The organism is Oceanobacillus arenosus, from assembly GCF_003369575.1.
Taxonomy (GTDB): domain Bacteria; phylum Bacillota; class Bacilli; order Bacillales; family Amphibacillaceae; genus Oceanobacillus; species Oceanobacillus arenosus.
On record NZ_PIOC01000019.1, the window covers coordinates 104,672 to 118,803 of the forward strand.

14 protein-coding genes are annotated in these 14,132 nt (G+C 37.3%); all 14 read left to right on the forward strand.

What is annotated here, in order from left to right; genetic code table 11:
- Positions 1 to 21 precede the first annotated feature (21 nt).
- The 14 genes from CWR48_RS13635 (at position 22) to CWR48_RS20470 (ending at position 13,864) form a co-directional block, all read left to right on the forward strand.
- Positions 22 to 888 carry an ABC transporter permease gene (locus CWR48_RS13635; RefSeq protein ID WP_115773800.1) on the forward strand — a complete coding sequence of 289 codons (867 nt, stop codon included), beginning with the start codon at positions 22 to 24 and terminating at the stop codon, positions 886 to 888.
- A gap of 1 nt (position 889) precedes the next feature.
- Positions 890 to 2,059, forward strand: coding sequence for a quaternary amine ABC transporter ATP-binding protein (locus CWR48_RS13640; RefSeq protein WP_115773801.1), 1,170 nt, complete (start codon positions 890 to 892; stop codon positions 2,057 to 2,059).
- A 121-nt stretch (positions 2,060 to 2,180) separates the two neighbouring features.
- A complete protein-coding gene (hpaB, locus tag CWR48_RS13645) occupies positions 2,181 to 3,641 on the forward strand; it encodes a 4-hydroxyphenylacetate 3-monooxygenase, oxygenase component (protein ID WP_115773802.1) in 1,461 nt (486 codons plus the stop codon).
- 916 nt (positions 3,642 to 4,557) lie between these two features.
- Entirely contained in the window at positions 4,558 to 5,649 is a 1,092-nt protein-coding gene (locus CWR48_RS13655; RefSeq protein WP_115773804.1) for an ABC transporter substrate-binding protein, read from the forward strand.
- The gene (locus CWR48_RS13660) at positions 5,639 to 6,496 is read left to right on the forward strand and encodes an alkaline phosphatase family protein (RefSeq protein ID WP_115773805.1); all 858 of its coding nucleotides are present in this window, start codon (positions 5,639 to 5,641) and stop codon (positions 6,494 to 6,496) included. The genes CWR48_RS13655 and CWR48_RS13660 overlap by 11 nt, the downstream gene beginning before the upstream one ends.
- Entirely contained in the window at positions 6,474 to 7,322 is an 849-nt protein-coding gene (locus CWR48_RS13665; RefSeq protein ID WP_115773806.1) for an ABC transporter permease, read from the forward strand. The genes CWR48_RS13660 and CWR48_RS13665 overlap by 23 nt, the downstream gene beginning before the upstream one ends.
- Positions 7,319 to 8,170 carry an ABC transporter permease gene (locus tag CWR48_RS13670; protein WP_115773807.1) on the forward strand — a complete coding sequence of 284 codons (852 nt, stop codon included), beginning with the start codon at positions 7,319 to 7,321 and terminating at the stop codon, positions 8,168 to 8,170. Before CWR48_RS13665 ends, CWR48_RS13670 begins: the two co-directional genes overlap by 4 nt.
- A gap of 52 nt (positions 8,171 to 8,222) precedes the next feature.
- Entirely contained in the window at positions 8,223 to 9,239 is a 1,017-nt protein-coding gene (locus CWR48_RS13675; protein WP_115773808.1) for an ABC transporter ATP-binding protein, read from the forward strand.
- A gap of 23 nt (positions 9,240 to 9,262) precedes the next feature.
- A complete protein-coding gene (locus CWR48_RS13680) occupies positions 9,263 to 10,033 on the forward strand; it encodes a DeoR/GlpR family DNA-binding transcription regulator (RefSeq protein WP_170140772.1) in 771 nt (256 codons plus the stop codon).
- 19 nt (positions 10,034 to 10,052) lie between these two features.
- Positions 10,053 to 11,078, forward strand: coding sequence for a histidinol phosphate phosphatase domain-containing protein (locus CWR48_RS13685; protein WP_115773891.1), 1,026 nt, complete (start codon positions 10,053 to 10,055; stop codon positions 11,076 to 11,078).
- A 121-nt stretch (positions 11,079 to 11,199) separates the two neighbouring features.
- Positions 11,200 to 11,847, forward strand: coding sequence for a YczE/YyaS/YitT family protein (locus CWR48_RS13690; protein ID WP_115773892.1), 648 nt, complete (start codon positions 11,200 to 11,202; stop codon positions 11,845 to 11,847).
- Between the two features lie 53 nt (positions 11,848 to 11,900).
- The gene (locus CWR48_RS13695) at positions 11,901 to 12,848 is read left to right on the forward strand and encodes a cation diffusion facilitator family transporter (RefSeq protein WP_115773810.1); all 948 of its coding nucleotides are present in this window, start codon (positions 11,901 to 11,903) and stop codon (positions 12,846 to 12,848) included.
- Positions 12,849 to 13,044: 196 nt separating this feature from the next.
- Positions 13,045 to 13,719, forward strand: a complete 675-nt coding sequence (locus CWR48_RS13700) for a hypothetical protein (protein ID WP_115773811.1) — start codon at positions 13,045 to 13,047, stop codon at positions 13,717 to 13,719.
- A 1-nt stretch (position 13,720) separates the two neighbouring features.
- Positions 13,721 to 13,864, forward strand: a complete 144-nt coding sequence (locus tag CWR48_RS20470; protein ID WP_170140773.1) for a hypothetical protein — start codon at positions 13,721 to 13,723, stop codon at positions 13,862 to 13,864.
- The last annotated feature ends 268 nt before the right edge of the window (positions 13,865 to 14,132 follow it).

The following is a 14,132-nucleotide window of genomic DNA, read 5'->3' on the forward strand; positions in this document are numbered from 1 at the left end:
GAGTGGGGGGAAGGTTTACGGATGTTTGAATTTCCGGAAAAATTAAATTTCCATATCGGAAATTATATTGATATGCTTGTTAACTGGCTAACGGTTCATTGGGCAGGATTTTTTGATGTGATTAAATCGGGGCTTTTATGGGTGTTTGTTAATTTGAATGACTTTCTCATATGGGTTCCTTGGTGGTATTTTATTTTGGTTGTTTTCTTACTCGCTTGCCAATATAAATCCGTTGGCTCGGGCATTATTTATAGTGCCTTTCTATTTTTAATCGGTATGTTTGGATTGTGGGAAGCGACAATGTATACATTAACAATTGTCATTGCAAGTGTGGTTATTACCATCATTATTGGGATTCCCCTTGGGATTATCATGGCTTCTAGTAATCGGTTTGAAACCTTTAGTAAACCGTTGCTTGATGCGATGCAAACAATGCCGTCTTTTGTTTATCTTATTCCAGGAATCTTTTTCTTCGGCTTAGGACTTGTTCCTGGTGTGCTTTCTACGATTATTTATGCGCTGCCACCAATTATGCGTCTGACAAATTTGGCGATTCGTGGGGTACCGAAAGAAGTGGTCGAGGCGGCTTTATCATTTGGTCCGTCGAAATGGCAGTTACTGAGAAAGGTACAGATTCCGCAAGCACTGCCAACAATCATGACTGGTGTGAACCAGACAACGATGATGGCACTCGCAATGGTTGTCGTTGCCTCTATGGTCGGTGTGGAAGGGCTTGGTTTGGAAGTGTTATCAGCTTTAAATCGAATTGATGTTGCGAAGGGATTTGAAGCAGGAATTAGTATCGTATTTATCGCAATTATCATTGACCGGTTAACACTAGCTATTTCTGAAAGTACGCAAAGTAGGACCGGAAAGGGGCATAAATAGGGTGACATCGAAATTAAAAATGAAAAACGTATCTAAAATATTTGGTTCTCATCCGACAAAAAATCTTCACCAACTGGAGACAGGTCTTTCAAAAGAGGAGTTTTTTAAAAAGACAGGCCACACAGTCGGTGTTCGTAATGTTTCCTTCGAGGTGGAAGAGGGCGAATTATTTGTGATTATGGGGCTTTCCGGGAGTGGAAAGTCGACGTTAATTCGCTGTATTAATTTGTTGAATGAGCCAACTGCTGGAAGCATCTTGGTAGATGGTGAGGATATTACGAAATATAATTCGCGTGAGCTACAGGAATTTAGACAAAATAAAATTGCGATGGTATTTCAGAATTTCGGCTTATTCAGTCATCGTACGGTGTCAGAAAATGTTGGCTATGGTTTAGAAATTCGAAAAGTTCCGTCAAAAGAGCAAGAGGAAATTATTCAAAGAAGTATCGAGGCAGTGGGATTAAAGGGCTGGGAGGATAAATATCCAGATGAGCTAAGTGGGGGCATGCAGCAGCGTGTTGGACTAGCAAGGGCGCTTGCGAATGATCCAGATATCTTATTAATGGATGAACCATTTAGTGCACTCGACCCGTTAAATCGCCGCGAAATGCAGCTGGAACTATTAGAATTACAGCGAAAGTTAAAGAAAACAATTATTTTTATCACACATGATGTGAACGAAGCCTTTAAGCTGGGTAATCGTGTTGCCGTAATGAAAGATGGGCAATTCGAGCAAATCAGCACACCCTTAGATATTCTTAAAAATCCCGCAAATACGTATATCCAAGCATTTATAAAAGACATTGATCGTTCAAAAATTATTCAAGCAGGTCATATCATGATGGAGCCCAATGCTAACGTTTATGTGGAAGATAGCATGCGTATCATAATCGATAAATTACAGATAAATGGACTTGCGACAAGCTATGTGATTAATCAAGAAAAAGAAGTACAAGGGATTATTTCACTTGATGATGCATTGGTCGCGCTCGAGACAGGTAAAGAAATGAAACATATCATGAAGGATGACTATGATTCGGTCGCGCCAAATGTGTATATCCAAGACTTGCTTGAACAAACGATCAATAGTCGGTATCCGCTTGCGATTGTATTGAATGATAAGCTTGTTGGTGTTTTGCCTAGGGAGAAGATTTTGGCTAGCTTGGTTTAAGTGAACTCCCCGTGGACCATTCCAATGATAAATGGTGTAACAGGCAAACACCCAATCTAATATAATAGTACAGTAGAAATAACGCTGCATTATTAAAGTAAATGGATATGGGAGTGTTATTATGGGAGCTATTAATGGGACGGATTTTATTAAACGCTTAAATCAGCTGGATACCGAAATTTGGCTGGATGGAAAAAAGATTGAGGGGAAAATCTCTGAGCACCATGCATTCAAAGGAATCCTTCAGACAAAGGCTTCCCTATATAATATGCAGCATGATCCTGAAATTAAAGATGAGATGACTTTCCATTCACCAGAAACGGGGGATCCTGTTGGGCTTTCCTTCTTGCAACCCAAAACGAAGGATGACTTAATAAAAAGACGAAAGGCAAGTGAGCACTGGGCTAGACAAACAGGTGGTTTGATCGGAAGGAGTCCCGATTACCTCAATACCGCTATAATGAGTTTCGCCTCTTCTTCTCCCTTATTAAGAGGAAGAGTTAATTGTTTTCCAGAAAATATCCAATCCTTATATGAATTGGCGATGGAAAAAGACCTTTCATTCACCCATACATTTGTCTCACCCCAAGTTAATCGTTCGGACTCATATTTAGAATCCTCTGAAGAAGAACCTATTGCTGCCCGGGTGATTGATCGAAATGAAGAAGGAATCGTAATTAAAGGCGCACGCCTCTTAGCTACTCAAGGCGGATTAACCGACGAAGTATTAGTTTTTAGTACTCCTAAATTTTTGCTGGATGAAGATGAAGCTTTTGCTTTTTCCATTCCATCAGATACGAAGGGTTTAAAATTTATTTGCAGAGAGTCATTTGTTGGTGGAGATTCTCGTTTTAATCACCCCTTAAGCTCTCGATTCGAGGAAATGGATACGATCCTTGTATTCGACAATGTATTAGTTCCGTGGAATCGAGTATTCTACTATGACAATGCTCTGGCAGCCGCAGATTTCTCATTACAAAGTTCTTTTCACATTTTTACGGCCCATCAAGCCGTGACTAGACAAATTGCCAAAACGGAATTCATTTTAGGTCTGGCTGAGCTTCTTGTACAGACTATTAACGTGAGCGAGTATCAACATATTCAAGAAAAGCTGTCAGAGATCATCATTGGACTTGAAACAATGAAAGCACTACTGGAAAAGTCTGAAAATGATGCAGCATTGGACCAGTGGGGAACAATGCTGCCGGATATAGTTCCGCTTCAGGTTGCCAATAGCCTCTTCCCTAAAATTTATCCTCGCTTTACCGAAATTATTCAATTAATTGGGGCTAGCGGACTGGTTGGTCTGCCTACTGAAAATTCATTTAATTCACCTATTCGAGCCGATCTCGATCAGTATCTTCAAGCAGCAACCAAGAACGCAGAGGATCGAGTGAAAATATTTAGGTTAGCCTGGGATCTGACAATGAGTTCATTTGGAACGAGACAAACCCAATATGAAAGGTACTTTTTTGGAGACCCCATCCGATTGTCTAGCCGTCTATACAAAGCATATCCACTTACTGATTATGTAAAAAAAGTTAGCAATTTTTTAGACTTAGACTTGGAAACGGAAGTATAATGAAAAATCATTTGTAATTTAGGGCAATATTAAAGGCTTTTAGCCAATTAGAAATCGATATTAGTGCTATTATCGAACAGCCTGTCCGAGTAGAAGGCAATTTTAACAATAGAGGCAGGCTTTATTGTTAACTTAGAGATTGAATCATATTAACACTTGGCTATTTTAATTAGGCTCTTTTCTCAAGTATTGTTGCTCTTTGCTTTCGGGCAGTTAGGCAAGCGGATGCTTGCCTTGTCACGCATTAGCGTGACATTTTCAGAAAGGAAAACGCGGATAGGTAAATGAATTTACCAAATTAGCGTTTTCCTTTCTGAAAAAACTGCCCAAAAGCAACAAAATTTACGAAAGCAGCCTTTAATTACTACCTCTTAGCCACATCTTCCAAGGCTCCAGGAACAGAACTGCTTGATTCTGCTTAAACATCAAAATCGCAAAGTATTTATTGAAAGATTTCCCTATGAAACTGGATGGAAAACATATTTGCTCGCATTGCCAAATCTTAAAAATCGGTACTATTTAACAAAAGGAAAAAATAAACCAACCCAAAACATCGCCTTTTACACTTTCATTTCGATTGTTGTTATGAAAGAACAAAAGAGAGGTGTTTTTTTATGAACTATATTAATCTTTTATACTTCATCATTATTTCGCTAAAAATAAGATTTACAAAACATTTACTCTAGATTAATATCCACTTAATATTTGTTTGATAAATTTATTAGTGTAATCAAACATAAAAACCACAAAAAACAAACACGAAACAAAAATAGATATGTTTGATTAAGATAAAACTGAAGTTAATAATTTTCTACCTCGGAGGTGCAAGAAAAATAGTTTGAAATAGTCTCTGTTTAATAAAGAAGAATGAATGTTGTTAGCTATAAAAACAAAAATAACTTTAAGGAGATTTAAAATGAAACTAAATAAAGTTAAAAAAGTGATAGGAATAGGTATTATCTCATTATCTGTAGTATTAGCTGGGTGCGGTAAGGATGCAGCAGAAACATCAACAGCAGATGTAAATGATTCACTAGATACTATTGTTGAAAAAGCAAAAGGAGAAGGTGAGATTGCTAGTGTCGGTATGCCAGACTCATGGGCGAACTGGGTAGGGACCTGGGATGAAATCGAAGCAGAGTATGGTATTACACAAACAGATACAGATATGTCCAGTGCAGAAGAGTTAGCAAAGTTTGAAACAGAGGGAGAAAACGGTACAGCTGATATTGGGGATGTTGGAATTAACTTTGGACCATTAGCAAAAGAAAAAGGGTTGACCTTACCATATAAAACTTCCTATTGGGATGAAATACCTGATTGGGCAAAAGATGATGAAGGTAATTGGTTAATAAGTTACACAGGAACGATTGCTTTTATTACGGACAAGCAAAATGTTGATAAAGCTCCAACTTCTTGGGATGAACTTGCAAATGGAGATTATTCTGTTTCCACAGGGGATGTAATGAAAGCAACGCAAGCACAATTTGGTGTATTAGCTGCTGCAATGGCAAATGGTGGTAATGAAACAAATATCCAACCTGGTATTGATTATTTTAAAGAGATTGCAAAAAATGGACGTTTGACTTCGGCTGATGCAAGCATTGCAAATCTAGAAAAAGGCGAAATTGATGTAGCTATTGTTTGGGATTTTAACGGATTGAATTATCGTGACCAGATAGACACCGAACGTTTTGAAGTTACCATTCCTGCTGATGGATCCGTAATGAGTGGATATACAACCGTTATTAATAAAAATGCTCCACATCCAAATGCTGCTAAGTTAGCAAGAGAATATATTTTATCTGATGAAGGTCAAATTAATTTAGCAGAAGGATATGCACGTCCAATTAGAGATGTAGAATTGCCAGAAGAAGTAAAAGCAAAATTGTTACCAGATGAAGCTTATCAAAATGTCAAACAAGTTGAAGACCATGCTGCATGGGATGAAACTGCAATCGAATTACCACAATTATGGCAACAAGAGGTGTTAGTAAATGCCCAATAAAAAAGTAATTATGATTACGTTGGATGGCTGTCGTTATGACATTGCCATCCAGCAATTAGGATTTTTAAATCATTTCGTTGAGAAGAAATTAGCAAGTAGATTTAAAGTTTTATCGGAAACACCAAGTAATTCACGACCTTTGTATGAGGTGCTGCTTACAGGTGTTCCAACATATGAGAATGGAATATTTACGAATTATTCCGTACAACGATCAAAAGAACAAAGCATTTTTTCTTTAGCAAAAGAAGCTGGAAAGACAACTGCTGCGGCAGCCTATCACTGGGTAAGTGAACTATATAACCGTGCACCATTTTCAATGCTTGAAGATCGAATCCAGCATGATGAAACAAAAAATATTCAACATGGTATTTTTTATTCGGATGATACCTATCCAGATTCTCACTTATTTCAAGATGCACATCATTTAATCGCAACGTATCAACCGGATTTTATGTATGTACATTCTATGAATATCGATGATCAAGGCCATAAATATACAGGAAATTCCATTGAATATCGTCGTGCTGTAAATCGGATTGATACAATTTTAGGTGTTTATATCCCAATGTGGTTACAGATGGGGTATCAAGTAGTTGTCACTTCTGATCATGGTATGGATGACTTTGGAAATCATGGTGGTACGCTTCCTGAACATCGAGAAGTTCCATTGTTTATCTTCTCAGATCAACTAGAACCTCATATTGGATCAAAAGAAGTGGCACAACTACAACTAGCACCACTTGTTTGCTATCTGCTTGGAATTGAGAAAGGTGAGAAAATGCAAGAAATAGATTGGCAATATTTGAAAAACGAAGGGGAATCGTATGAAACGCAAACAATGGAATAAAAGCATCCTTTTACTAATTCCCTTTTTCCTACTATCTGCTATGTTTCTAATAGTTCCGATGATCTTGATGATAACATCTAGTTTTACAAGTGAAACGACCGGTGCTTTTACTTTAGAAAACTATCAAGAAGTTTTAACGAATCCATTTTATTATCAAGCATTTTTAAATAGCGGAATGATATCAATTATTTCAAGTGTTGTCGGGCTAGTCTTGGCAATTATCGTATCCTATGCAATGACGAATTTACCTGAGAAAATTCAAGATAAATTAACGGTTTATATTAATGTTGCAGCAAACTTTGCAGGGGTTCCATTAGCATTTGCATTTATTATTTTGCTTGGAAATTCAGGAGTATTCCGTATTTTCTTTGAAAATTTAGACCTTCCACTGCTTAGCAATTTCAATCTATACTCTTGGCAAGGTTTAGCGATCACATACTTGTATTTTCAAATACCTCTTGGAATTCTCTTTATTTATCCTTCTCTGAAAAAAATAAGAAAAGAATGGAAAGAAGCTGCCTTCATGTTAGGTGCTTCGAACTGGAGATATTGGAGAAAAGTTGGGTTACCAAGCATTATGCCGAGTATTGCAGGAACGTTTGTCATTATGTTTGCAAATGGTATGGGTACTTATGAAACAGCATACGCATTAACTGGTAGTAATATTAATCTAGTGACTATTCGTATTGCGGCTTTAGTATCTGGTGATATTTACGCACGTCCGATAATTGGTAGTACGTTAGCGGTTATTTTTGCGATCATTATGATTTTGATTCTAATAGTATCACAAATGCTGCTTAAGCGTGTTAGGAGAGACCTAGTATGAAAACAAAAAAGAAAAATTATAGTTCCTACGCAATTCTCACCATCTTTTCCTTATATATGATTTTCCCGTTTGTATCAACAACGCTGTATGCAATGTCAACCGACTGGTCCAAAACTATTTTACCTACTGATTTTACCTTTCAATGGTTTGTTGAACTAATACAAGATCCAAATTTTAATTCGGCTGTACTGAGGTCGATTACACTGACACTAACTACATTGGCCGTAGTTTTAGTAGTAATGGTTCCAACGGTATTTCTAGTGTACATGTACTTTCCTAAGGTAGATTCTTTTATGAAAGGTCTTGTACTAATGCCATATGCCATTCCAGGAGTTATTTTAGCAACTGGATTGTTAAGAATGTATTCCGGCTCATCCATCCCAATGTATGCAGTGCTCGTTGGAGGATTATTTATCGGCTCCCTTCCTTTTATGTACCAAGGTGTTCGAAACAGCTTAGAAAGTATCCAAACCAAAAGTTTGATAGAAGCTGCAGAAATTCTCGGCGCTAATAAACTAACGGCATTTATTAGAATTATTTTGCCAAACATTAAATTGGGCTTATTAATCACTACTTTATTAATCTTCTCTAGCTTTTTCGGAGAGTTCGTTCTAACGAATTTATTAATTGGTGGAAGATATGAGACGATTCGAATTTATATGCTTCGAAGAATGAATGAGAATGGCCATTTAGCAAGTGCAGTTATGGTATCATACTTTATTCTACTAATCTTAATTAGTTTAATTATTACGTATTTAACCTCTTCCAAAAGAAAAGAAAAAATGAAACGTAAGGCCAAAAAAGTTACATTAAAAAACAAAGAAGATATGACAATAACTCCACAATAGAATCCGAGTACAACAATAATGTGGAAACTACTAATAAAGAGAGGCTGAGTAAATGAGCTATATTGCTATTGATAACTTATCCCTTAGTTTTGGTGACAATAAAGTATTAAAAGATATATCTTTAACAATTGAAAAAGGCGAACTAGTGACATTATTAGGGCCTAGTGGATGTGGCAAATCCACATTACTTCGTGTATTTGCTGGGTTAGAAGTATTTCAAGAAGGTCAAGTGTTTCTAGACGGTGAAGAAATTAGTAATGTTCCATCTAAAAATCGTAATGTTGGTATGGTTTTTCAATCTTATGCATTATTTCCGAATATGACTGTCTATGAGAATATCGCTTTTGGCTTAACGATTAAAAAGTTTTCGAAATCAGAGATCAAGCAAAAAGTAATCGCAGCATTACAATTAGTGAACTTAGAAGATAAGGCAGATTTTTATCCAGACCAGCTATCAGGTGGACAACAGCAGCGCGTCTCCTTAGCTCGGTCCCTTGTGACGGAGCCAAAGGTTTTATTATTAGATGAGCCATTAAGTGCATTGGATGCCAAAATTAGAAAACAACTGCAAATAGATATTCGAGATTTACAGAAAAAGTTAGGAATCACGATGATTTTTGTCACTCATGATCAGGAAGAAGCAATGATTTTATCTGATAGGGTGTTTGTAATGAGTGAAGGTAATATTGTGCAACAGGCTAGTCCAGCGGAACTCTATGCTCAACCCAAAAATAATTTTGTTGCAAGCTTTATTGGAAATTACAATATTATCTTAGCAGATGAGTTAAAACAATTAGATCGAACCTTCTCTCCAAAAAGTGGAAGCAATAAATATGCTATACGTTCGGAAACAATCCATTTAGAGCCAATCAAAGGGGAAAATGTCCTGCATTTTCAAGGAATACTGAAAGAATATACAGTTTTAGGAAGTACGATTCGTTGCTATTTTAATGCAGGTGCAATAAACCTGACAGTCGATCTGCTCAATAGCGAAATAAATATAGGGGAACTTGAAGGAACTTCTGAATTATATATTAACAAAGAAAATATTATTGCAATTGATGAGTAGGTGAAGTTAGGGGAATGTGTGCAATGAATAAAGAGGAACGGCATGTGTTTATATTAGACGAATTAGCAGTCTGTAGAAAAGTATTGGTAACAGATCTAGCGAAACAGCTAATCGTTACACCGGAAACAATTCGAAGAGATTTAGCTGAACTGGAAATGAGTGAGGACTTAACAAGGATCCATGGTGGCGCAGTTTCATTTATCCCAACACATCGGGAAATGGTATTTGAAAAGAAGATGTCGTTAAATCTGGAGGAGAAAAAAAGAATTGCAAGAAGAGCGGCAGCACTCATTCAGCATGGTGATACGATTGCAGTCGATATTGGCTCAACAACAGTACATCTGGCAGATATGATTGAAGATGTGCAGTCTTTAACGGTCGTAACAAATTCGTTAAGTGCGGCAAATCGCTTCAACCTGGCAATGGAGGAGCAGCGGATCACAGGTCAAATCATCATGCTTCCAGGTGTGACCAATCCTTACCAAGCATCCATTAAAGGAACATATACCATTGAATTTTTAAAGAGATTTCATTTTAACCGTGCATTTATTTCTTGTGGTGGTGTAACGGAGCAATCAGTGTATGACTTTGATATGGAGGAATCACTTGTATCGGAGACGATGATTGCCTGTTGTCAGGAAGCGATTTTACTGACGGATTCCGCTAAATTAAATAAAAAATCACTTTTTGAGGTTGCACCAATGTCTAAGATTTCAACGGTCATCTGTGATCAAGATAAACCAATTGATTGGCATGAATTTGGCTATCATTGGATAACAGCAAATGAATTTTAAGAATGAAAGGTCGGAAAAAATGAAAGTAGATTACCATATACATCTAGAAGAAGGACCATATTCACTTTCTTTTATAGAAAAAAGCTTGAAAGCGATGGAGCATTTTGATGCAATCGATAGTCCGAAACATACAAAAGAATGGTTGGAAAAATCGATTGACCGAATGAAGGAACGTTTGGATGAAACGGAATACTCTAAATGGTGGCTGGACTTATATCTACAAGAAGCAATAAATAAAGGGATTAAAGTAGTTGGAATCGTGGATCACTTATATCGGTTTAAGGAAACAAAAGCATATTTCACAAAATATATGGATGTTACTTCAGATGAAATTGGTGTGAAGCAAGCAAGCTGGCTTGATAAGGTAATGGTGAGAAGCTTAGACGAATTTGTTAGCTTTATTAATTCGCAAAAGGAAATATGGGCATCAAAGGGTGTACAGTTGCGGCTTGGGATTGAAGCAGATTACTTTGTCGGTGGGGAAGAAGAATTAGCGGCGCTACTAAGTAAATATGACTTTGACTATGTGATTGGCTCCGTTCATTTCAACCATGGCTGGGGATTTGATAACCCTGAACTACAACATAAATTTGCAGACTATGGTCTGGAAGAACTCTATCGCGATCATTTTGACACAGTAAAGAAAGCAGCGGAAAGTAAATTATTCGATTTTGTTGCCCATCTTGATAACTTGAAAGTATTTAACGATCGACCGGATGAGAATCTTTTGTTAGAAATGTACCGAGACGTTGCACAAACATTAGTGGCAAGCGATGTTGCTACAGAAATCAATCCGGGGCTCTATTATCGCTATCCTGTTAAGGAAATGTGCCCAAGTCCTGCATTCCTTAATGTTCTAGTAGCAGAGGGCGTGAAGTTTACGATGTCATCAGATTCACATTATCCAAATGATCTTGGAATTTTTTCTGATGATATACGGAGAATGCTATTAGACAGCGGTGTGAATGAGGTTGCTACGTTTCTAAAGAGACAGCGTATTATGGAGCCGTTGCAAGAAGAGTATAGCTATGATTTGGCAAAATGAGAAAAAGGCATTGATATCTTAGGTATTAATGCCTTTTTTGCTGTCCATTAATATTTAACAAAATTACTCGAAAATCTGCTATTATAATATTTAGTATATTAATGAAAGTAGGTTGATTAAACTGTTTAGTTCCCTTCGTTGGTCCGTTTTCTTTATCGGACTTCTTATTTTTAGCTTTGGTATAACGATGACAATTAATGTGCAGTATCTTGGGCTTTCTCCATGGGATGTGCTCAATGTTGCATTTTTTGAGAGGGTTGGTCTCTCCATTGGATCTTGGAATATTATTATCTCCATTATGCTTATCATCGTTTCCTGGGTTCTTGATAAAAGCTATATCAAGATAGGAACCTTCTTTAATGCCGTTCTAGTCGGAGCATTTGTCGATTTCTATATGTGGCTGGATTTCTTACCAGTACCAAGTAATACATGGGTCAATGTTGTTTTAATGATTATTGGGATTGTGATCATGGGCTTTGGTGGCGGTATGTATAATGCTGCTAAGGTTGGTTCTGGTCCGAGGGATGGATTTATGCTTTCGATATCGGATAAGCTAGGTGCACCAATCGGTAGAGTTAGAATCATCGCAGAGAGTTTAGTATTGGTAATCGGTTTATTTTTAGGTGGTCCTGTGTTTGTATTTACGTTTATTTTTACCTTTATTCAAAGTCCTATTTTCCAGTATTTCTATTTGAAAATAAGCAGACGAATTGATCTGGTGGAACAGCATCGCTTGAACAAGAAATTGCCTAGCAATAGTGCTTCCTAATCGTTATAAAATGATGATATCGGGGAAAGATATCATCAAGTAGGAGGCGTTATATGAGCATACTAGAAAAACTTAAAAAAGGAAATACATCGTCAGGGATTGCTGCAATAGGGAATATCTTTATTGCTGCAATTAAAGGGATAGCGGCAAGCTTAAGTGGAAATGGAACGATGTTTGCTTCGGCAATGCATTCTTTAGCGGATGCAATAAACCAGGGCTTTGTATATTTTGGTAGCGTACTAGCTGAATTTCCAGCATCCAAGCGTTTTCCAACTGGCTTTGGTAGGGTTATTAATATCTTTTGTATGGTCGCTGTATTAGTCGTAACGATTATGGCATATGAAACAATTAAGGAAGGTTGGCATCTATTTCGGCATCCAGTAGAAACTTCAGGATTCATACTTAATATCATTATTTTAATAGCATCGTTCTTAGTAGATGGTTTTATTCTGTTTAAGGCAATGAAGGAAATCGCTCATGAGACAGGTGGTGCCACTGGCGGGATATTTAGTACCGCATTTAATAATGTAGGCAAAGCATCGCCAGCAACCCGTCTCGTTTTTTATGAGGATATGGTTGCGACATCTGGTGCTGTTTTAGCGATTATTGGGATTGTTCTTGCACAATCATTTGGTATTCTGCAAGCGGATGGAATTGCCTCGATTATTATTGGATTGCTAATGTTATTCGTTGCCTTTAGGGTTGGCTATGATAATATGATTGGATTAATTGGAGTAGCTGCTCCGAAAGATGTCGAGGATAAGATTACAGGTTTATTGCTTGCAGATGAAATGGTCGTTGACATTTACGGAATTAGAATCCTTCAAGAGGGTCGTTTATATCATATTGAAGGGACCGTTAAATTGAAGAAGGGATTAACCCTTGCAGATGCGGATGATATTAAATTTAAACTGAAGGATATGCTATTAAGGGAACCTGAAGTAGCGGATGTCGTTCTTGGAATTATTGAAGATGATGATAACCAGAATTGGCAATCTTGAAAATAGACAATTGAACATTGTCTATTTTTTTGTCTAAAATATTAAATTGCCGCGATTAACCTTTATGATAATTCAATTTTTGCCTAGGAGAAAATTGAATTATGGTGACTTGAAGTCCTCCCAATATGCTATTTTAGCTTCTGCAAACCTTATTAATCCATGCTAAAATGATGGAAATTAGGGGGGGGAGAAAGGCATGAAAACAAAAGTGACGAACATTGTTTATTTTCCAGATAAGGTGCAGGAGGATCTGTTTGAGATTTTAGATGATGTTTTTTATTATTCGATAAGCTATTTTCGGGAAAAAATGAACACGATTATTGAAAAGGTTCTGACAGGTATGAAGATTTCTAATGAGCAAGAAGAAGAGATTTTCCCACAATTGGTTTATTGGGCGACATACTGCCTACCAATCGGGACGGAGGAGAAAACGATTTATCAGCATTATTTAGAGGAGAATCAGGAAGTCATTTGGGGCAGAAGTTTAAAAGTTCAAGAAGTATTGGCGAGCTGGCTTCAGCTCAGTCCTAGTTTTTATTATGTTGAAAAAGATGATAGTTTAAGTGGCAGGGTATTTGTTTTACGTGAGATATTCAGTGAGCAATCAGAAATCGTTTGTATTTATAATCGAATGTTTCAAGCACCTAAGCGTGGAGAATTAATATCCGGTATGTTGATGCCAATGGGAGATGATACGTATACAACGATTGGTGGACTTATTCATTTATCTGGAAACAATTTGGAACAAACCGTTAATGAAATCATTGCTTATGCGATAAAACATCGTGCAGGCACAAAGCTGGTGAATAGGAGATTGCTTTATCCGATATTACTGCTGATTGCGTTGAAGCGGATCGCAGGTGATAAATAAGATGGTCACGAAGTTAGTTGCGGAAGAAAAGAAAATGGCAGAATTAATTGATTTATTAACCGTACGAAAAATAAGAATTATTTTTGTGGAGGAGCTTGATAATGGTCGGCTGTTGTTACTAAAGAATTCATTTGAGCAAAGATAAATAGGAAAAATGATTAGCATGAGCATTTAAGAATAAAAGGCAGATCGTTGTGATAAAGTGCACAGCAATCTGCCTTTTTTTATTGTGGATTCGACACTATTAGACAAAACTCGGGGAGTGCCAGGCACCTGAACGAGCGACGCTAAGGCAGAATCGAGCGGGATCCGGGAAGAATCGAGCGGCGCCTGTGCCAGATCGAGCGAGTCCCGCGGCAAATCGAGCGAAGCCTGTGCCAGATCGAGCGAGCCCGGCACTAAATCGAGCGACG